This is a genomic window from Sphaerisporangium corydalis (assembly GCF_025506355.1).
In the GTDB taxonomy this organism is placed as follows: Bacteria; Actinomycetota; Actinomycetes; order Streptosporangiales; family Streptosporangiaceae; genus Sphaerisporangium; species Sphaerisporangium corydalis.
In genome coordinates, this window is the sequence record NZ_JANZYP010000004.1 from 1 (window position 1) to 18,696 (window position 18,696).

Genomic DNA, 18,696 nt, shown 5'->3' on the forward strand with positions numbered 1-18,696 from the left:
CCCCCCCCGGGGGGGGGGGGGGGGGGGGGGGGGGGGGGCGGGTGGGATGGGGGTTGTAAATGGGGGTTTACAGGGAGTTTGGTACGTGGATAGGGCGGTGTAGGTGGTGTTTTAGGTTAATCGGTGGGGGTGGTTAGATATTCGGGTCACTTTGGTGTGTTGGGGCTCAGTGGTGTGGGTGGGGGTGCGCTGTCACAGTCGTCACACTTGTCACAAGCTTCCGGGTGGCCCCGATTGGCGCTTGAATGGACTGGCGGAACTGGAACGATCACTGGTGTCGGCGTCCTGCCAGGTGGAACCCTGATCGAACGGCGCCGGCCCCCGGTCCCGGCGGATGTGCCAAGTCCCGGTTTGCCGTCCTGGGCCACGTTTCAGCCCGGTAGTTTGTCCTGTTTGCATCTGTTTGTCCTATGGATTACTCTATGTGGAACTCCCTGGGTGAGAAGTCCTATCTAGGCGACTTGCTCATACCACGGAGATTGCCACGGTGCAGATCGGTCCTCTGTGGAGATCCCTCTCCCGCCGATGCGCACACCGCCGAGTCCGCGCTCTCTCGCGGAGCCGGGGACCCACCGCATTTGGGGTGAATCGGGGCGTTATCCCACGCACCCGTAGGGCGCACTTCCTCGCCCGAACCCGTCAGCTAACCCGGTAGGCGGCTTGGAAGGAGTTTCCCCTTGTCTATGTTCATACATCGGCTTCTGGACACCCCGAAGAACCGGCTCAAGGCCTTCGCCATGGGCGGGCTCGTCGTCGCCCAGGCCGTGACGGGCACGACGCTCGCCATGCACTCAGGCACCTCTTCAAGCGACGCGGTCGTCCAGATCGCCGGCGCCGAGGCCGGCTCCCACCGCCAGGTCTCCGCCCAGCAGCTCCTCACCCTCGCCGAGGGACAGGTCGGCATCTCCGAGGACAGCGCCGGTGGCGGCACCAAGTTCCACTCCTGGTACATGAGCTCCCCCCGTGCCAGGGAGACCGTCGCCCGCGACAGCGGGAAGATCACCGACTACGCCGACGCCGCCTGGTGCGACATGTTCGTCTCCTGGGTCGGCACCCAGCTCGGCCTGCAGGACACCGTCGGAACCGACGCCTACACCGTCGCGCACGCCAAGTGGTTCGCCTCCCAGGGCCGCTGGGGCACCACGCCGGCGCCCGGCGCCGTCGTCTTCTTCGACTGGACCGGCGGCAAGAGGATCGGCGACATCAGCCACGTCGGCTTCGTCGTCAAGGACAACGGCGACGGCACCATCCAGACCGTCGAGGGCAACACGGGCAACGGCCGGGTCGAGATCCGCACCCGTCCCACCGCCCAGGTCGCGGGCTACGGCTACCCCAGCTACGCCGCCTGACCTCACCCCCACACGTGCCGTACGGCCGGGGACCCCACTCCTCCGGCCGTACGGCGCCGTCGTTTGTGGGGGTTTCGCCTGATTCACGGGGTGTTCAGACCTCCTGGACGATCTAGTGGCCTCGCGTGGCGCATGGATGATTTGCGCCCGACTGCGCCTGGAGCGATGGGAGCGCTCCCAAGAGTAGCTATGCCCCTTATCACGCTCAACATCGGGTTTTGGGCTCCTAACAGCCTCAGGAGTAACAGTTAGGTTTCGGCATATTGACGCCAGCATTGCCTATCGGGGACTCTTCGTGGGAGCGCTCCCAAATATCGCTCACGAGGTGAGGCCCTCGTGAGATCACGACTCGCGGGATCCAGCACATCGCGGGGCCCGACTGTCGGGGCCGGCCCTCGATGCACCTCCCAACGATCGGGCAACCACCTGAGAGGGGTCCGGAATGATCAAAAATATGCGCCGTGGCAGGATGCTCGCGGTCGCATCGGTGATGACCGCCGCGCTCGGCGTCACCGCCGCGTGCTCGTCCGGCGACACCAGCGGCTCCACCGGAAGTTCGTCATCCTCGTCGGCAGCGCCGGCCGAGAAGATCACTCTTACGCTGCAGACCTTCGGCGGCGGCACCAACTTCGGCTACAAGGCCGCCGTTGAGAAATGGAACGCCGATCATCCGAATGTGCAGGTCAAGTACAACAACTTGACCGACAGCTTCGAGAACGTCTATTGGCCCCAGATGCTGCAGTGGCTCCAGTCCGGCACCGGTGCCGGTGACGTGGTCGGCATCGACGAGGGCGGCATGGGCCTGGCCAAGGCCCGCCCGCAGTTCTTCACCGACCTCGGGCAGTACGGCCTGCAGAGCCGCCAGTCGGACTTCCCCGCCTGGAAGTGGGAGAACGGCATCAACACCGAGGGCAAGCTGTTCGCCCTCGGCACCGACGTCGGCGGCATGAGCATCTGCTACCGCTCGGACCTGTTCAAGAAGGCGGGCCTGCCCACCGACCGCGACGAGGTCTCCAAGCTGTGGGGCGGCGGCTGGGACGCGTTCGTCAAGGCCGGCCAGGACTTCCAGGCCAAGGTCAAGGACGCGAAGTTCGTCGACAGCATCAACACGATCTACAACGTGGTGCTGTCGCAGGAGTCGGCCAAGAACGGCAACGTCACCTACTTCGACAAGAACCAGCAGCTCATCGTGGACAAGAACCCGGCGGTCAAGTCGGCGTTCGACTTCTCCGAGAAGATCAGCAAGGCCGGTCTCACCGCCAAGATGCAGAACTTCACCGACCCGTGGAACACCGGCTTCGTCAAGTCGCAGTTCGCGACCCTCGGCTGCCCGGGCTGGATGCTCGGCGTGGTGTCGGGCACGGCCGGCGACAAGTTCAAGGGCAAGTGGGACGTCGCGACGGTGCCCGGCGGCGGCGGCAACTGGGGCGGCTCCTGGCTCGCGGTGCCCAAGCAGAGCAAGCACCCGAAGGAGGCCGCCGAGCTGGCCAGCTACCTGACCAGCCCCGAGGCCCAGCTCCTGGCGTTCAAGGAGGGCGGCAACCTGCCCAGCACCATCCCGGCGCAGGACAACCCCGACCTGCAGAGCGCGACCAACGAGTACTTCGGCAACGCGCCCATCGGCAAGATCTTCGGGCCGTCCATCAAGTCGCTCCAGCCGACCTTCCTCGGCGAGAAGCACGCGCAGGTGAAGCGTGAGGTGGAGCAGGTTCTGACCGGCATGGACCAGGGTTCGGTGCCCTACGACCAGGCCTGGCAGAAGTTCGTCGAGGCGGGCCAGAAGGCGGCGGGCTGATCGTCCGTGACCGTCACCGGCCCGCCGTCGCGACCGTCAGGCGAGCCGGTGACCTGCCGTAGGGCGCGGACGGAGGCGGGAACCGCCACCGTCCGCGCCCGGCGGCACCCCCCCGGACCGTGCCCCCGCCCGGCCTGGTCAACGCCAGGCGGCGGCACGACACCGACCACCGACGAAAGAAGGAGAATGGGGCTTCCTCCCGTGGCCGCAGGCCGGGATCCCGCCCCGGAAATCCGATGAGCGTCCACCTCCACACCCAGCGGGCGGATCCGGCGCCACCCCCACACCGGCCGGGCCGCCGTCGTTCGCGGCCCACAAGCCGTCTCTGGTCGCAACTCGACCTCAAGGCGGCCCCCTATTTCCTGATCTCTCCGTACTTCGTGCTCTTCGCGATCTTCGGCCTGTTCCCCCTGGTGTTCACCCTGTGGGTCTCGCTCCAGGACTACGGGCTGGCCGGCGGCGACGCGACGTTCACCGGCCTGGAGAACTACTCCAAGCTGCTGGCCGACGCGGACTTCTGGAACGCGGTGGTCAACACCGTCGGCATCTTCGTGCTCGCCACGGTCCCGCAGCTCGTCCTGGCCCTGCTGCTCGCCAACGCGCTGAACAAGCGGTTGCGCGGGCGGCTGTTCTTCCGCCTCGGCGTGCTGCTGCCCCTGGTCACCTCGGTCGTCGCGGTCGCCATCGTGTTCACCCAGTTGTACGGGCGCGACTTCGGCCTGTTCAACTGGCTCCTCGGCCACGTCGGCGTGGACCACAACATCGACTGGCAGAGCTCGAAGTGGTCCTCATGGACGGCGATCGCCACCATGGTCGACTGGCGGTGGACCGGCTACAACGCGATCATCTACCTCGCGGGGATGCAGACCATCCCCCGCGACCTGTACGAAGCGGCGTCGATCGACGGGGCCTCGCCCCGCAAGCAGTTCTGGAGCATCACGCTGCCGATGATCCGCCCGACGATCATCTTCACCGTCTTCGTGTCCACCATCGGCGGCCTGACACTGTTCGCCGAGCCGGTGATGTTCGCCAGCAACCGCATGGACGGCGGCACCACGGGCCAGTTCCAGACCATCGCGATGTACATCGTCGAGCAGGGGTTCAGGAACTTCGACTACGGCTACGCGGCGGCGGCCGCCTGGCTGCTGTTCCTGCTCATCCTCCTCGGCGTCGGCATCAACTACACGTTCGTCCGCCGGATCGGGGGCAGCAGATGACCACGATCACGCAGGTGGCGCCGGTGCGCAGGCCGAAGGACCGCGGCAGGCGGGACCCGTTCCGCGCGACGCCGCTGACCAAGATCGCCCTCGGCATCACGGTCCTGCTGTCGATCTTCCCGCTGTACTGGATGGTGATCATCGCGTCGCGGACGAACTCCGACGCGGTGGAGGTGCCGCCGCCGCTGCTGCCCGGCGGCAACCTCGGGGAGAACGTCCAGCGGGTGCTCAACACCGAGGACGCGCACTTCGTCACGGGCCTGGTGAACTCGCTGATCGTCACCACCACCGTGACCATCAGCGTGGTGATCATCTCGACCTTCGCGGGGTTCGCGTTCGCCCGGCTCCGGTTCCGGGGCCGCAACCTGCTGCTGGGCTCCATCCTGATCACGATGATGGTGCCGCTGCAGCAGATGGGCATCGTCCCGCTCTACCAGCTCATGGTGAGCCTCGGCTGGGTCGGCACGCTCAAGGCGGTGATCCTCCCCTACCTGCTCAACGGCTTCGGCGTGTTCATGATGACGCAGTACACCGACCAGGCCGTGCCCGAGGAACTGGTCGAGGCGGCCCGGGTCGACGGCGCCTCGACCATGCGCATCTGGTGGAACGTGATCCTGCCCGCCGTACGGCCGGGAATGGCCGTGCTGGCGCTCCAGACCTTCATGCTGAACTGGAACGAGTTCATGTGGCCCATGATCGTCCTGACGCCCGAGAACCCCACGGTCCAGGTCTCGATCAGCTTCCTCACGGCGGCCCACACCACGGACTACGTCCTGATCTTCACAGGTACAGCCCTATCCGTCCTACCGCTCATTGTCGTTTTCGTCGCGTTCGGCCGGCAAATCGTCGGCGGACTCATGGAAGGTGCGGTCAAAGCGTGACCACGCAGGAGACTCAACCCGAGACCGACGTCCCCGCCCTGGTGTTCCCGACCGGCTTCGTCTGGGGCGCGGCCACGTCGGCCTACCAGATCGAGGGATCGACCGGCGCCGAGGGGCGCGGGCCCTCCATCTGGGACACGTTCGTGCGCCAGCCCGGCCGCGTCCTCAACGGCGAGACCGCCGACGTCGCCATCGACCACTACCGCCGCTATCGCGACGACGTGGCGGTCATGGCCGACCTCGGCCTGACCGCCTACCGCTTCTCGGTCTCCTGGCCGAGGATCCAGCCGGACGGCGCCGGCGCGGTCAACGAGGCGGGCCTGGACTTCTACCGGCGGCTGGTCGACGAACTCCTCGACCACGACATCGAGCCCTGGCTGACGCTGTACCACTGGGACCTCCCCCAGCCCCTGGAGGATCTCGGCGGCTGGCCGCTACGCGACACGTCGAAGCGCTTCGCCGACTTCGCCGCGTGCGTCCACCAGGCGCTCGGCGACCGCGTCCGCAACTGGACGACGGTCAACGAGCCGTGGTGCGCGGCCTTCCTCGGCTACGCCTCCGGCGAGCACGCGCCGGGACGGCGTGACCCGGCCGCCTCGATCCGGGCCGCCCACCACCTCAACCTGGCCCACGGCCTGGCGGTCCAGGCGCTGCGCGCCCAGGGCCCCGGCGCGCGGATCGGCGGGTCGGTCAACCTGTACGCGATCACCCCCGCCTCCCAGGACGAGGCGGACCTGGACGCCGCCCGGCGCATCGACGGCCTGCAGAACCGGTTCTTCCTGGACGCGCTGATGAAGGGCTCCTACCCCGAGGACGTCATCGCGGACCTGAGCGAGGTCGCCGACTTCGACTTCGTCCAGGACGGCGACATGGAGACGATCTCCACCCCGTTCGACACGCTGATGGTCAACTACTACAGCCGCTTCACGGTGTCGGGCAAGCCCGGCGGGGCCGCCTCCGCCGCCGCCGCGCCGACCGGCGCCGGGTCGCCGTGGCCGGGCAGTGAGCAGGTGTCCTTCGTCAACGGCGGGCGCCCTGTCACCTCGATGGGCTGGGAGATCGACGACATCGGCCTGCTGGAGGTGCTCCAGCGGGTGGCCCGCGACTACCCGGGCATCCCGATGGTCATCTCCGAGAACGGCGCCGCCTTCGACGACGTGCTCGCCGACGGCGCCGTCGACGACCAGGAGCGCCTGGCGTACATCGACGCCCACCTGCGCACCTGCCACACCGCCATCGAGGCGGGGATCCCGCTGAAGGGATACTTCGCCTGGTCCCTGATGGACAATTTCGAGTGGGCGTGGGGGTACGGCAAGCGTTTCGGGCTCGTCCACGTCGACTACGCCACACAACTGCGGACTCCCAAGGCCAGCGCCCTCTGGTACGCCGATACAATCCGCCGAGGTGGTCTCTCCGCTCCGGCAGAATAAGGCCAACCGCAGGAGGGGGCACTTTTCATGAACGGGGACCGCCGCTCGGGAGCGCGACCGACCCTCGAGGCCGTCGCCGCTCGCGCCGGCGTCGGCCGTGGCACGGTCTCGCGCGTCATCAACGGCTCGCCGAAGGTGAGCGACAAGGCGCGCGAGGCCGTACGCCAGGCGATCGACGAGCTCGGCTACGTGCCCAACCGGGCGGCGCGCACCCTGGTCACCAGGCGCACCGACACGATCGCGCTGGTCGTGTCGGAGTCGGAGCAGCGGATCTTCGACGAGCCGTTCTTCGCGGGCATCATCCGCGGCATCGGCTCGTCGCTGTCGGAGACCGGGCTCCAGCTCATCCTCACCATGGCGCAGTCACGCGACGAGCACGAGCGCCTGGAGCTGTACCTCACCGGTCAGCACGTCGACGGGGTCCTGCTGATCTCGCTGCACGGCGGCGACCCGCTGCCGGGCAGGCTGGAGGAGATGGGCGTGCCGACGGTCCTCGGCGGCCGGCCCGTCGGGTTCACGCCGTTCAGCTACGTCGACATGGACAACCGGGCCGGCGCCCGGCAGGCGGTGAAGTACCTGCTGGCCAAGGGCAGGCGCCGCATCGCCACCATCGCCGGCCCGCAGGACATGGGCGTGGGCGTCGACCGGCTCGCCGGCTACCGCGACGCGCTGCTGGCGACCGGGATGCCCGAGCTGGTGGTGTACGGCGACTTCAGCGAGAACGCCGGGGCGGACGCGATGGAGCGGCTGCTCGACCTGCATCCGGGACTGGACGCCGTCTTCACCGCCTCCGACCCGATGGCCATCGGCGCGATGCGGGTGCTGCGCGAGCGGGGCAAGGTCATCCCCCGCGACGTGGCGGTGATCGGGTTCGACGACTCGTCCATCGCCGCGCACACCGCGCCGCCGCTGACCAGCGTGCACCAGCCGACCGAGGCCATGGGCCGCCAGATGGCGCAGCTGCTGGTGTCCCGCATCAACGGCGAGCGCCTGGAGCAGCCCGTCGTCATATTGGACACCCACCTGGTCGAGCGCGGCTCGGCCTGACCCGCCGCCCCTGGGCGCCACCGGCCCGGCCCCCGTCCTGACCGGCGGGGGCCCGGCAGCGGCGTGCCGTGACCCGGCCCGCCCACTCCGAAGGAGATCATCGTGCCCGATCAGCGTTTCCCCGGCGGGTTCGTCTGGGGGGCGGCCACGTCCGCGTACCAGATCGAGGGCGCCACCGGCGAGGACGGCCGGGGCGCGTCCGTCTGGGACACCTTCGCGGCGGTCCCCGGCAACGTCAAGGACGGCGACACCGGCGCGGTGGCCGCCGACCACTACCACCGGTACGGCGAGGACCTCGACGTGATGGCGTCGATCGGCCTGCGCTCCTACCGCTTCTCGATCGCCTGGCCCCGGATCCAGCCGGACGGCGCGGGGCGGCCGGAACAGCGAGGGCTCGACTTCTACCGCCGCCTCACCGACGGGCTGCGCGAGCGCGGCATCCGGCCGATGGCGACGCTGTTCCACTGGGACCTCCCCCAGGCCCTGCAGGACAAGGGCGGGTGGGAGAACCGGGACACCGCCGCCAGGTTCGCCGACTACGCCGAGATCATGTTCGACGCGCTGGACGTCCGCGACTGGCTGACCGTCAACGAGCCGAAGACCGTGGTCGAGTGCGGGTACCGCCTGGGCGTCCACGCCCCCGGCGTCCGCGACGACGCGCGGGCGTTCGTGGCCCTGCACCACCTGCTGCTCGCCCACGGGCTGGCCTCGCGCGTCCTGCACGAACGGCACCCGGGGCGGCGCGTCGGACCGGCGCTCAACCTGCACCCCACCTACCCCGCCGACGACGCCCCCGGTACGGCCGCGGCGGTGTGGCACCAGGACGGGCTGGAGAACCGCCTCTACCTGGACCCGATCTTCAAGGGCGCCTATCCCGAGGACACGCTGGCGTGGATCGGCGAGCGCAGCCCCATGGCCGCGCACATCCTCGACGGGGACCTGGAGGTGATCAGCGAGCCCGTGGACGTGCTCGGCGTGCAGTACTACAACCCGCACTTCCTCGGCGCCGAGGGCACGCGGGTGCTGGTGCACCCGACGGCGCAGCTCGACTGGCTGGAGATCTACCCGAGGGGCCTGTACGACACCCTGGTCCGGCTGCGGCGCGACTACCCGGCGGTGCCGATCGTGGTCACCGAGAACGGCATGCCGGCCCCCGACGTGGCGGGCCCGGACGGCAGGTTCGCCGACGGCGGGCGCATCGCCTACCTGCGCGACCACCTGGCCGCCGTCGCGGACGCGCTCGCCGAGGGCGTCCCGGTGGAGGGCTACCACGTGTGGTCGCTGCTGGACAACTTCGAGTGGGCCGAGGGGTACGGCGCCCGGTTCGGCATCGTGCACGTCGACTACGCCACCCAGAGGCGCACGCTGAAGGACAGCGCCCTGTGGTACCGCGACGTGATCGCCACCGGCCGCCTGACCTGACCCGCACGCCGCCCCCACCGGTGAGGCCGGCCTTCGTCGCGAGCCGGGCCGGTCGTACCCGGACCCCGGATTGGCCGGTCAGCGGCCCGATCGCAGGAGGCGCTCGCGCGGGAGGGTGAGCCGGCCGGCGGTCCAGGTGAGGCCGCGCAGGTCGTCGATGACCACGTCGGCGCCGGTCTCCAGGGCGCGCTCGCCGACCCCGACGACCGTCCCGGCGCCGGCGGCCCGTCCCGCCGCCACGCCGGCCCCGCTGTCCTCCAGCACCACCGTCTCCGCGGCGGCCACGCCGAGCAGGGCCGAGGCTTTGAGGTAGCCGTCGGGGGCGGGCTTGCCGTCGGCGACGTCGCCGGCCGCCACCAGGACCGGCGGCCCGGGCAGCGACGCGGCGGCCAGGCGCGCACGGGCCAGGGGCGTCACGCCCGAGGTCACCACCGCCCACGCGTCGCGCGGCATGGCCGTGAGCAGGGCGCGGGCGCCGCGTATCCCCCGCACCGACCCGGCGTCCTCCTGCTCGAACCGGTCGATCGCCTCCTGCGCCTCCGCGCGCCGATCCTCGGCGATGAGCAGGCGCACGGTGTCGGCCGACCTGCGCCCGTGGACGGTGACCGCCACCTCCTCAGGCGGCAGCCCGTACATCTCGGCCCACCGCCGCCACGCCCGCCGCACGCTCTGGTCGGAGTCCACAAGCACCCCGTCGCAGTCGAACAGCACGGCACGGCACGCGATCACCAGGGAACCGGCCGTCCCGTCACGGCCCGGCGCCGGCGACCCGCTCATCGGGCCATCCCGTCGTGGCGCGGCGCCGGTCGCCCGCTCATCGGGCGGGCCCGTCGTGGACAGGGTGCGCGGTGGTCAAGGGGTCCTGCTTCCTGGTCGGATCCGGTGGTCGTGGAGCGGACACCATCATGCCGCCCCGGCGTCCACCGGCGAACGCCGCCCCGTCGGACGCCGGGAACGCCGCCCCGGCGCGCCGATGTCCCGGGGGGCACGGCGATATGATCTGCGACCACGGAGCCCGTCGATCCGCGGAAGGCCGATGCCACGGCCGCCGGACGCCGGGCCGCCGGGAACGTCCCGCCAGATCGAGGAACGAGGACGGCATGACCACGGGCAGCGAAGAGCGGTCGCGGCGTCACCAGGTCGCCATCGTCTCCTGTGACATCGTCGGGCATTCGTCGAGCAGCGAACCCGTCCAGGTGGCCCGGGTGTCGGAGATCAACCGCACCGTCGCCGAGTTCATCGGCGAGACCGGCCCGGACGGCCTGGTGTGGGCGTCGGGGGGAGACGGCGGCCATCTGGTCTTCCGCCAGGAACGGTGGGAGCCGCGGGCCGTCGACATGGTCGGCAGGCTCCTGGACTGGAGCCGGGAGAAGGGGTCCCCGCTGCGGGTGACCGCCCACTACGGCTGGGTCACGCACATCGAGGGCGCCGACGGCAGGATCCAGGTCGTCGGCGAGGCGATCAACACCGCGGGGTGGATGCTCAAGCTCACCACCGAGAACGGCGTGGTGGCGTCCGACGCCTTCCACCAGGCCGTCGTGTCGGCCGGGAACGCGTCCCGGTTGCGGTTCCACGACTCCCGGTTCCTGCGCGACAAGTCCGGCCACCGCAGGACGCTCTTGCTCATGTCGGGCCCCTCGTGGGAGTCCCGCTGGGCGGCCCCGTTCGACAACGACCGAGCCCAGCTCGACCAGGCGCTCTCGGAGCGGAACGGCTGGCGGGCCCTGCACCTCATCAAGAGGCTTCTGCAGGTCAACACCGCCGACGCGGTGGCGCTGAACGGCCTGCGGAAGATCACGCCGATGAAACTGTCGTACACCACCGCGGACGGCAGGACCACGGTGAACCCGTTCCTGGTGTACCTGGACCCGTCGCAGTTCCGCGAGGTGGTCCAGCTCGGCCAGCTCGTCGAGCGCCGCTACAACGACATCATCTGCCGCTACGGCGACAAGGGCGACACGATGTTCATCATCCTCAGCGGCGAGGTGGGGGTGTACAAGTCCGAGGGAGAGGGGCCGGGCAACCCCTCGGAGCCCTTCGCCGTGCACGGCGAGGGCGACATCGTCGGCGAGCTGGCGTTCACGCTGGCCAGGAACCGTACCGCCGACCTGGTGGCGCTCAGCGACGTCGCGCTGCTGTCCTTCAGCCTGAAGGAGGTCGACTCCCGGCTGTCCTCCAGGAGCGACGACGGCCTCGCCAGGAACCGGATCGACCGTTTCATCAACTCGCGCGTGCTCGAACACGTGAGCAACAACGTCGACTTCCTGCTGGGAGTGGAGAAGAACGGCCCGCTGGCGCGGGGCGAGGAGTCCTGGCAGGAGGCGCTGGAGTCGATGCTGGAGCACACCCGCCTGCTGTCGACGCGGCCGCAGTCACAGCGGCTGAAGTTCGACCACGACGAGCGGGTCGGCGACGGCGTCTTCGAGCCGGGCCTGTACATCCTGGCGGCCGGGAAGGTGCGCGCGGGCGGGCAGGACCTGTCCGGCGAGACGTTCCCGCTGGTCTGGGTGAACATCCCCGACGTCGTGGTGCTTCCTGAACGCACGTACGAGATAACGGCCAACCCCGTCAAGATCCTGCGCATCGATCCCGCGGCCCTGGACGGGCTGGAGCCGGCCAAACGCGGGCCGCTGCACAAGGCCATCCGGCGCGCCGCCGCGAAGTGCTACCGGTACGACGCGTTCCTGTCCTACAACTCCAGCGACAGGGAGATCGCCGAGCAGTGGGCGGAGGCCTTCCGGCAGAGGGGCCTCCACGTGTACATCGACGGCTCGCACATGGGTCACAACTTCTCGCCGCGATTACAGGAGGCGCTGCTGGACGCGAGGGCGCTGGTCGCCTTCGTCTCCCACCACGTGAAGGTGCGCTCCAACCGGTACAACTGGGTCCTGAGGGAGACCAGGTTCTACCAGGACTACTTCGGGGAGAACGCGCAGATCCTGCCGATCCGGCTGGCCGGTGGCGACGTCGAGCAGATCGCGTCGGGGTTCCCGCCGATCGACGTCCAGGACGACGAGCCGTCCGCGATCGACCGGGCGTCCGAGGTGCTCGGGCGCCTGCGCGACGGCGTCGAGGACCCCCCGTACATCCTGCGGTCCCGGGGCCGCCGCGACCTCTCGTGACCCGGGACCCTCGTACCGGGCACTCGTGACCGCCGCCCTGAAGGACCGGCTTTCGCGGGGCGCGAGGAGCGCGGGCGGGCGGGGGCGCGGCGGGCCGGTTGACTCCCCGGCGGAAAGCCTCTACCTTCTGGCTTTGTGGGAGCGCTCCCACTTGCCCGCGCGGACGACCGCCGGATTTTGATCACCGGCCGGCGGCGGGGATGATGGAGGGCGTACCCGGCCTGGTGTCACCCGGAAATCGTGGGCCCGCGCTTCGAGAGAGGATTCCCCCGTGCCTCAGTACATCCTTCACGGTGGTGAGTACCACGCCGAGGTGACCCAGATGGGCGCGGCCCTGCGGGTGCTCAGGCACCGCGGGCGCGACCTCGTGGCGAGCTGGCCCGAGGAGGGCCCCGTCCCGCACTACAGCGGCACCCTGCTCGCCCCCTGGCCCAACCGCGTCGCCGGTGGGCGCTACACCTTCGAGGGCGAGCCCTTCGACGTGCCGGTCAACGAGCCCGACCGGGGCCACGCCCTGCACGGCCTGGTGGCGTTCGCCGGCTGGGAGGCCGTCGAGCTGCTGGCGGTCGAGGACGACCACGGGTTCGTCCGGCTGGCGCACACGATCGAGCCGTCCCCCGGCTACCCCTTCCGCCTGGCGCTCGAGGTCCGCTACGCGCTCGGCCCGCACGGGCTGACGACGACGCTCACCGCCGAGAACACCGGCGACCGCCCCGCCCCGTACGGCTGCGGCCCCCACCCCTGGCTGATCGCCGACGACGGCGCCGAGGAGGGCTGGGAGCTGGAGCTTCCCGCCGACCAGGTCCTCCTGACCGACGACGTGCTGATCCCCACGGCGCTCGCCCCCGTCGGCGGCACGCCGTTCGACTTCCGCACCGCCCGCCCGGTCGGGCGGACGGTCGTGGACGAGGCGTTCACCGGCCTGGCCGCCGGCCCCGACGGCCTCACCCGCGTGCGGCTGCGCGGCGCCGGGGGCGGGGTGCAGATCGCCTGGGACGCCGCGGTGCTGCCATGGGTGCAGTTCTGCACGGGCACCGGCTTCGGCCACCGCGGCTTCGCCGTCGAGCCGATGACCTGCCCGCCCGACGCGTTCAACTCCGGCACCGACCTCGTCGTGCTCGACCCGGGCGGCAAGCACGAGGCGAGCTGGACCGTCTCGGTCGCCTGACCCGGCCCGCCAGCCCCGCGCCGTTCCCCGGGCCCCGTCGCGAGCCCGGCACCGGGCGCCCCGTACGCTCCGAACGCCCCCGATCGTCCCGACGAGCCGAAGTGATGTGACCGATGGAGAGCAGGACCAAGCGCAAACTGTCGGCCGCCGAGCTGGACGCGCTGATCGTCGGGGCGCTGGGGACGGGGGTGGCCGCCGCCGAGGAGATGACCGACGGCTTCGCCAACGCGGTGTGGCGGCTCGACCTCGCCGACGGGCGGCAGGTCGTCCTGAAGGTCGCCCCGCCTCCCGACCTGGAGCAGCTCAGCTACGAGCGCGACCTGCTGCGCACCGAGGCGCTGGTGTACCACCTGGCGACGCCCATGGGGATCCCGCTCCCCCGGCTGCTGCACTCGGCCTTCGACGACCCCGGGCTGGGGGGCGACTACCTGATCATGTCCGCGCTCCAGGGGGTGCCGTGGAACCAGGCCACGTCCCTGGCCGAGGCCGACCAGCGCTCGCTGCGGCACGAGCTCGGCCGCCTGCTGGCCCGCCTGCACACCATCCCCGGCCAGGGGGTGTACGGCTACCCGTACGCGGGGCTCACCGGCGCCACCTGGCGTGACGCGTTCGTCGTCATGACGGGCGCGCTGATGGACGACGCCGTGCGCTACGCCACCCCGCTGCCGTGCTCCCTGCTGGACATCGCGGCGGCGATCCACGCCAACGCCCACGCCCTGGAGGAGGTCACCACTCCGGTGCTGGTCCACTTCGACGTGTGGCCCGGGAACGTCTTCCTGACCCTGCCGCCCGGCGGGCCGCCGGGGATCGAGGCGCTGATCGACCATGAGCGGGCCTTCTGGGGCGATCCGCTGGCGGAGTTCGTCACGCCGACGATCTTCGAAGAGCTGCGGGACGACGACCCGATCCTGGCGGGCTACCGCGAGGCGGGCGGGAAGATCGACCTCACCCCCCGCGCCCGTACGCGCGACGCGCTGTACCGCCTGTACCTGAACCTCATCCTGCTGGTCGAGAACGGCCCCCGGCAGTACCCCGAGGAGGCCTACGCGAGGCTTCGCGGGCTGGCCACGACCGGCCTGACGAACTGCCTGGCGTTCCTCAGGCAGCGGTGACGCACCAGCGGGCGCGGGCGGCGCGGGCGGGCGTGCCGGACGCAGCGGTGGCCCACCGGCCGGCACAGGCGGCGGCGGGCGGGTAGGGCCGCCCAGGGACCGGGTCCCCGGGCGGCCGTCCGGTTGGAACAGATCTCCATCGGCATGTCAGACGGCGGTGTCACGGGGCGAGCGGGTGCCCGCGACGAGCTGGTCGGTGGAACGGGGCTCCTGCACCGCGGCCACGGGCTGCGTCGAGGCGCCCACCCGCTCCTCGGTGCCGGTCTCGGCGCGGTCGTCCACGCCGTCGCCGTCACGGTCGGTCGCGTGCCGTCCAGTCGGGGTGCCGGCGACCGGCACGGGCTCGGGAGTCGCCGCGGTCTCGGTCTCGAGCTTGCGCTCGAGCTGCCGCTTCTCCTCCTCCAGCCGGGCGACGCGGTCACGCGTCTCCACCCGGGCCGCGCGCAGCTTCTTGCGCTTGGCGCCGGAACGGCGCATACCACCGGTGAGCACGAGCAGCCCGATCAGGAAGACGGCCGCAGTGGCCGCCCCGGCCAGGAAGAGCTCCAGCTTGCTGAGCTGGAGCGTCCGGTCCAGGATCGTGATCGACGCCGTGATGCCACCGTTCTCGTCGTTCGCCACGGCGACCAGGGCCGCGCCGGCGAGCACGATCAACAGAAGGCCCAGCACAATCATGTGACCTCAACTCCAAGTCGCTTCGATGCCCCTTTGGGGGGCCGCATTCCGACTGCCCCGGAGTAGGAGTCTTATTCCTCGCCGGTGACACGCGATCCGGCGATTTACCGGGCGGGTCGCCTTGGACGGCCGCGGCGCGGTGTGCGATGATTTCAACGGGTGATGAAAATGCCGACGACATGTGTTGCCATCGCCGGAGGCGGCCCCGCCGGGGCCATGCTGGCGCTGCTCCTCGCCCGCGCGGGCGTGGAGGTGACGCTCCTGGAGAAGCACGCGGACTTCCTGCGCAACTTCCGGGGGGACACGATCCATCCCTCGACCCTGGAGGTCCTGGACGAACTCGGGCTGTCCGGGGAGTTCCACGAGCTGTCCCACCGCAAGGCCTACGACCTGTCGATGTGGACCGACGACGGCATGGTCCAGGTCGCCTCGCTCAAGGAACTCGACACCAAGTACCCGTACATCGCCTTCGTGCCGCAGTGGGACTTCCTCAACCTGATCACCTCAGCGGCCGGGCGCTACCCGAACTTCCGGCTCGTCATGGAGGCCGAGGTCGACGGGGTGATCCGCGAGGGGAACTCCGTGCGCGGCCTGCGCTACCGGGACCGCGACGGCGAGCACGAGCTGCGGGCCCTGCTGACCGTCGGCGCCGACGGGCGCGGCTCCGACGTCCGCCGGTCGGCCGGGCTGGTCCCGGTGGAGCAGGGCGCCCCGATGGACGCCGTCTGGTTCAGGCTGCCGCGCGAGCCGGACGATCCCCCCGACACGTTCCTGCGCGTCTCCATCGGCCACCTGATGGTCGCGATCAACCGCGAGACGTACTGGCAGCTCGCCTACATCATTCCCAAGGGCGGGTTCGAGACGCTCAAGGCCGGCGGCGTCGAAGGGCTGCGCTCCTCGGTCGCGCAGCTGCTGCCCTTCCTCGCCGGCCGCACCGCGAGCCTGACGGGCTTCGAGCAGGTGAGCGTCCTTCAGGTGATGCTCAACCGGCTGCGGCGCTGGCACCGGCCTGGGCTCCTGCTCATCGGCGACGCCGCCCACGCGATGTCGCCGGTGTTCGGCGTCGGCATCAACCTGGCCGTCCAGGACGCGGTGGCCGCCGCCAACGTTCTCGCCGGGCCCCTGCTCGCCGGGGAGGTGCCCGAAACGCTGCTGCGCAGGATCCAGCGCCGCAGGACCGTCCCCACGATGATCACGCAGTACGCCCAGCGGATCGTGCAGGACCTGCTGATCCGCCCGGCGCTCCGCGGGACGTCGCGGTCGCTGCGGGTGCCGGTGAACCCGGCCGGGCTGCCGCTGCTCGGCGCGATGGCGCGCCGTTTCATCGGTTTCGGGGTGCTTCCCGAGCACGTACGGTCCCCCGTGGCGGCCCGCCATGACCGCCGGGCCGCGTCCCCGCCAGGAGGATCTTCTCAGGAAGTGGACAACGGGGTCGGCTATCGGGGGCCGGTGCAATAGCCTTTCAGGGTGAGCGCCGAACCGACCAACCTTGACTCCTGGCGGGAGCTTCCCGCCGCCCAGCAGCCCGAGTGGCCCGACACCTCCGCGCTGGAGCGGGTCGTCTCCGAGCTCCAAGGTCTGCCCCCGCTGGTGTTCGCCGGCGAGTGCGACGACCTCAAGGTCCGCCTCGCCGCCGTCGCCCGTGGCGAGGCCTTCGTCCTGCAAGGGGGCGACTGCGCCGAGACCTTCGCCGGGGCCACCGCCGACAACGTCCGCGACAAGCTGAAGACCCTGCTGCAGATGGCCATCGTGCTCACCTACGCGGGCCGGGTCCCGGTCGTCAAGATCGGCAGGGTGGCCGGGCAGTTCGCCAAGCCGCGCTCCAAGCCGACCGAGGTCCGGGGCGGCGTCGAGCTGCCGGCCTACCGGGGCGACATGGTCAACGGGTTCGACTTCACCCCCGAGTCCCGCGAGCCCGACCCCGCCCGGCTGCTGCGGGCCTACCACTCCTCGGCGGTGACGCTCAACCTCGCCAGGGCCTTCACCAAGGGCGGGTACGCCGATCTGCGCCAGGTCCACGCCTGGAACCAGGACTTCGTGGCCGAGTCGCCCGCCGGCCGGCGCTACGAGCAGCTGGCGCGCGAGATCGACCAGGCGCTCGCGTTCATGCACGCCTGCCGGGCCGACCCCGAGGAGTTCCACACCGTCGAGTTCTACTCCTCCCACGAGGCGCTGATCCTCGACTACGACCGGGCGCTCACCCGCGTCGACTCCCGCACCGGCCTGCCCTACGACGTCTCGGCGCACATGGTGTGGATCGGCGAGCGCACCCGCCAGCTCGACGGCGCCCACGTGGAGTTCTTCAGCCGCATCCGCAACCCGATCGGGGTCAAGCTCGGGCCGACCACCTCCCCCGAGGACGCGCTGGCGCTCATCGACAAGCTCAACCCGGCCAACGAGCCCGGCCGGCTCACGTTCATCGCCCGCATGGGCGCCTCCCGGGTCCGCGACGCGCTGCCCACGCTGGTGGAGAAGGTCCAGGCGAGCGGCGCGCAGGTGGCCTGGATCTGCGACCCCATGCACGGCAACACCTTCGAGGCGCCGAGCGGGCACAAGACCCGCAGGCTCGACGACGTCCTCGACGAGGTGGCGGGCTTCTTCGAGGTCCACCGGGCGCTCGGCACCCACCCCGGGGGCATCCACATCGAGTTCACCGGCGACGACGTCACCGAATGCGTCGGCGGCGGCCACGCCATCGTCGAGGAGGACCTCGCGCTGCGCTACGAGACCGCCTGCGACCCCCGGCTCAACCGGGGCCAGTCGCTCGACCTGGCCTTCCGGGTCGCCGAGCTCTACCGCTCCAACTGACCCCCGTCCCACCCGGCCGGGCCTGACGACCCCGGCCGGTCACCCGGCGCCCGCGCCGTCGTGCTCCTGACCAGGCCCGGGACGGCGGACCTCCCGTGAGGGAGGGAAGCCGTCTCGCCGTGCGGTCCTGTCAGGGACGGTGGCCGTCTGGCCGTGCGGTCAGGGGCGGCGGCCGTCTTCGGGGCCCGCGGCCGCTCCCGCGTCGATGTCGGCCGCGATCTCCTTGCGGATCGCCTCCATGTCCAGCGCCCTGACCTGCTTGATCAGGTCCTCCAGGGCGGGCTCGGGGAGCGCGCCGGGCTGGGCGAAGACCACGATGCCGTCGCGGATCGCCATGATCGTCGGGATGGAGGTGATGTCGAAGCCCTCCGCCAGCCCCCGCTCGGCCTCGGTGTCGATCTTGCCGAAGGTGATGTCGTCGTGCTTCTGGGACGCCTTCTCGAAGATCGGCCCGAAGGTCCGGCAGGGCCCGCACCAGGCGGCCCAGAAATCGAGGAGGACGATCCCCTCGTCGGCGATCTCGTTGAAGTTGGTCTCGTTCACCGCGATGGTCGCCACTGGTGATTCCTCGTCTCGTGTCTCGTGTTTTCGATCGCATAACCATCTACCCGGTGCGCGAATTCCTCACCTCCCCCGGGACGATACCCCTACCGGGTCCAGGCGAGAGCCC

The 18,696-nt window shown here is 70.5% G+C and carries 15 protein-coding genes and 1 riboswitch; of the genes, 12 read left to right on the forward strand and 3 right to left on the reverse strand.

The genetic code is table 11. The features are described from left to right. Positions 1–525: 525 nt before the first annotated feature. Positions 526–673, forward strand: a riboswitch (cyclic di-AMP (ydaO/yuaA leader). A gap of 10 nt (positions 674–683) precedes the next feature. The 7 genes from NYZ98_RS04095 to NYZ98_RS04125 all read left to right on the forward strand — a co-directional run bounded on the left by NYZ98_RS04095 (position 684) and on the right by NYZ98_RS04125 (position 9,141). Beyond that, a complete protein-coding gene (locus NYZ98_RS04095; protein WP_262841102.1) occupies positions 684–1,349 on the forward strand; it encodes a CHAP domain-containing protein in 666 nt (221 codons plus the stop codon). 454 nt (positions 1,350–1,803) lie between these two features. Then, complete coding sequence (locus tag NYZ98_RS04100) at positions 1,804–3,144, forward strand: ABC transporter substrate-binding protein (RefSeq protein WP_262841103.1); 1,341 nt, start codon at positions 1,804–1,806, stop codon at positions 3,142–3,144. A gap of 236 nt (positions 3,145–3,380) precedes the next feature. After that, positions 3,381–4,361, forward strand: a complete 981-nt coding sequence (locus NYZ98_RS04105) for a carbohydrate ABC transporter permease (RefSeq protein ID WP_262841104.1) — start codon at positions 3,381–3,383, stop codon at positions 4,359–4,361. Next, positions 4,358–5,242 carry a carbohydrate ABC transporter permease gene (locus tag NYZ98_RS04110; RefSeq protein ID WP_262841105.1) on the forward strand — a complete coding sequence of 295 codons (885 nt, stop codon included), beginning with the start codon at positions 4,358–4,360 and terminating at the stop codon, positions 5,240–5,242. The genes NYZ98_RS04105 and NYZ98_RS04110 overlap by 4 nt, the downstream gene beginning before the upstream one ends. Next, on the forward strand, positions 5,239–6,672 hold the full coding sequence (locus tag NYZ98_RS04115) for a GH1 family beta-glucosidase (RefSeq protein ID WP_262841106.1): 1,434 nt from the start codon (positions 5,239–5,241) through the stop codon (positions 6,670–6,672). Before NYZ98_RS04110 ends, NYZ98_RS04115 begins: the two co-directional genes overlap by 4 nt. A gap of 27 nt (positions 6,673–6,699) precedes the next feature. Beyond that, positions 6,700–7,719 (forward strand): LacI family DNA-binding transcriptional regulator, encoded by a 1,020-nt coding sequence (locus tag NYZ98_RS04120; RefSeq protein WP_262841107.1) that lies wholly within the window; start codon positions 6,700–6,702, stop codon positions 7,717–7,719. A 102-nt stretch (positions 7,720–7,821) separates the two neighbouring features. After that, positions 7,822–9,141, forward strand: a complete 1,320-nt coding sequence (locus NYZ98_RS04125; protein ID WP_262841108.1) for a GH1 family beta-glucosidase — start codon at positions 7,822–7,824, stop codon at positions 9,139–9,141. A gap of 78 nt (positions 9,142–9,219) precedes the next feature. Here the strand turns inward: NYZ98_RS04125 and NYZ98_RS04130 are convergent, their stop codons facing one another. After that, positions 9,220–9,918 carry an HAD-IA family hydrolase gene (locus NYZ98_RS04130; protein ID WP_262841109.1) on the reverse strand — a complete coding sequence of 233 codons (699 nt, stop codon included), beginning with the start codon at positions 9,916–9,918 and terminating at the stop codon, positions 9,220–9,222. Positions 9,919–10,241: 323 nt separating this feature from the next. Between NYZ98_RS04130 and NYZ98_RS04135 the strand changes: the two genes are divergently transcribed. From NYZ98_RS04135 to NYZ98_RS04145, 3 genes are all read left to right on the forward strand, one after another. Next, the gene (locus NYZ98_RS04135) at positions 10,242–12,263 is read left to right on the forward strand and encodes a cyclic nucleotide-binding domain-containing protein (protein ID WP_262841110.1); all 2,022 of its coding nucleotides are present in this window, start codon (positions 10,242–10,244) and stop codon (positions 12,261–12,263) included. A gap of 271 nt (positions 12,264–12,534) precedes the next feature. Next, complete coding sequence (locus NYZ98_RS04140; protein WP_262841111.1) at positions 12,535–13,431, forward strand: aldose 1-epimerase family protein; 897 nt, start codon at positions 12,535–12,537, stop codon at positions 13,429–13,431. 113 nt (positions 13,432–13,544) lie between these two features. After that, the gene (locus NYZ98_RS04145; RefSeq protein ID WP_262841112.1) at positions 13,545–14,543 is read left to right on the forward strand and encodes a phosphotransferase family protein; all 999 of its coding nucleotides are present in this window, start codon (positions 13,545–13,547) and stop codon (positions 14,541–14,543) included. A 147-nt stretch (positions 14,544–14,690) separates the two neighbouring features. Here NYZ98_RS04145 and NYZ98_RS04150 read toward each other — a convergent pair whose 3' ends face one another. Continuing rightward, positions 14,691–15,218, reverse strand: coding sequence for a hypothetical protein (locus NYZ98_RS04150; protein ID WP_262841113.1), 528 nt, complete (start codon positions 15,216–15,218; stop codon positions 14,691–14,693). A 168-nt stretch (positions 15,219–15,386) separates the two neighbouring features. On the opposite strand from NYZ98_RS04150, the gene NYZ98_RS04155 reads away from it, so the two are divergent. After that, positions 15,387–16,676 carry an FAD-dependent oxidoreductase gene (locus NYZ98_RS04155; RefSeq protein ID WP_262841114.1) on the forward strand — a complete coding sequence of 430 codons (1,290 nt, stop codon included), beginning with the start codon at positions 15,387–15,389 and terminating at the stop codon, positions 16,674–16,676. Positions 16,677–16,685: 9 nt separating this feature from the next. Further along, the gene (locus NYZ98_RS04160) at positions 16,686–18,026 is read left to right on the forward strand and encodes a class II 3-deoxy-7-phosphoheptulonate synthase (protein ID WP_262841115.1); all 1,341 of its coding nucleotides are present in this window, start codon (positions 16,686–16,688) and stop codon (positions 18,024–18,026) included. Between the two features lie 159 nt (positions 18,027–18,185). Here NYZ98_RS04160 and trxA read toward each other — a convergent pair whose 3' ends face one another. Continuing rightward, a complete protein-coding gene (gene trxA / locus NYZ98_RS04165) occupies positions 18,186–18,584 on the reverse strand; it encodes a thioredoxin (protein ID WP_262841116.1) in 399 nt (132 codons plus the stop codon). Positions 18,585–18,696 lie beyond the last annotated feature (112 nt).